The sequence below is a fragment of the Exiguobacterium sp. s63 genome, assembly GCF_018617335.1.
Lineage (GTDB): Bacteria > Bacillota > Bacilli > Exiguobacteriales > Exiguobacteriaceae > Exiguobacterium.
Genome location: NZ_JACSKB010000012.1, coordinates 1 through 806, shown reverse-complemented (window position 1 = coordinate 806; position 806 = coordinate 1). Strand labels below are relative to the sequence as shown.

The window sequence follows — 806 nt, the reverse complement described above, 5'->3', positions numbered from 1 at the left end:
CGTTCCCATGCCGAACACGGAAGTTAAGCGTCTCAGCGCCGAAAGTAGTTGGGGGATCTCCCCCTGTGAGGATAGGACGTTGCCAGGCTACATATTGGAGGATTAGCTCAGCTGGGAGAGCACCTGCCTTACAAGCAGGGGGTCGGCGGTTCGATCCCGTCATCCTCCACCATTTACACCTGCCGGTGTAGCTCAGTTGGTAGAGCATCTGACTTGTAATCAGAGGGTCGAGGGTTCGAATCCTTTCGCCGGCACCATTTGATCTTTTTTAAAAAGTCTACCGCTAGAAATTATACCTTGCCGGGGTGGCGGAATTGGTAGACGCACAGGACTTAAAATCCTGCGAGGGTTTCCTCGTGCCGGTTCAAGTCCGGCCCTCGGTACCATTAATATTTTTCCCATGATGATTATTCGTCTCGCACCCTTAGCTCAGCTGGATAGAGCGTTAGACTACGAATCTAAAGGCCGGGAGTTCGAATCTCTCAGGGTGCACCATTTTCGACGGGAAGTAGCTCAGCTTGGTAGAGCACTTGGTTTGGGACCAAGGGGTCGCAGGTTCGAATCCTGTCTTCCCGACCATCATCACTTATATGGGGCCTTAGCTCAGCTGGGAGAGCGCCTGCCTTGCACGCAGGAGGTCAGCGGTTCGATCCCGCTAGGCTCCACCATTTTTATTTTTTACAGACGAACTTTGAAAACTGAACGATGAGGCAAAAAAAGTTTTACCATTTTTGAATGAAGCGCAAGCTTCGTCAATTTAAGAGCTATATCAAATTCTTTGGAGAGTTTGATCCTGGCTCAGGACG

Annotated in this window: 6 tRNA genes and 1 rRNA gene; all 7 read left to right on the top strand. The window is 50.5% G+C overall.

The features are described 5' to 3' along the window. Nucleotides 1-88, top strand: a 5S ribosomal RNA gene (gene rrf / locus KNO90_RS14640); the annotation flags it as partial. A gap of 8 nt (nucleotides 89-96) precedes the next feature. Further along, nucleotides 97-172 (top strand) — tRNA-Val (locus KNO90_RS14635). Nucleotides 173-181: 9 nt separating this feature from the next. Beyond that, a tRNA-Thr gene (locus KNO90_RS14630) sits at nucleotides 182-257 on the top strand. Between the two features lie 42 nt (nucleotides 258-299). After that, nucleotides 300-386, top strand: a tRNA-Leu gene (locus KNO90_RS14625). Between the two features lie 32 nt (nucleotides 387-418). Next, nucleotides 419-495: transfer RNA gene (locus tag KNO90_RS14620), tRNA-Arg, on the top strand. Nucleotides 496-502: 7 nt separating this feature from the next. Continuing rightward, nucleotides 503-579 (top strand) — tRNA-Pro (locus tag KNO90_RS14615). A gap of 13 nt (nucleotides 580-592) precedes the next feature. Then, nucleotides 593-668, top strand: a tRNA-Ala gene (locus tag KNO90_RS14610). The last annotated feature ends 138 nt before the right edge of the window (nucleotides 669-806 follow it).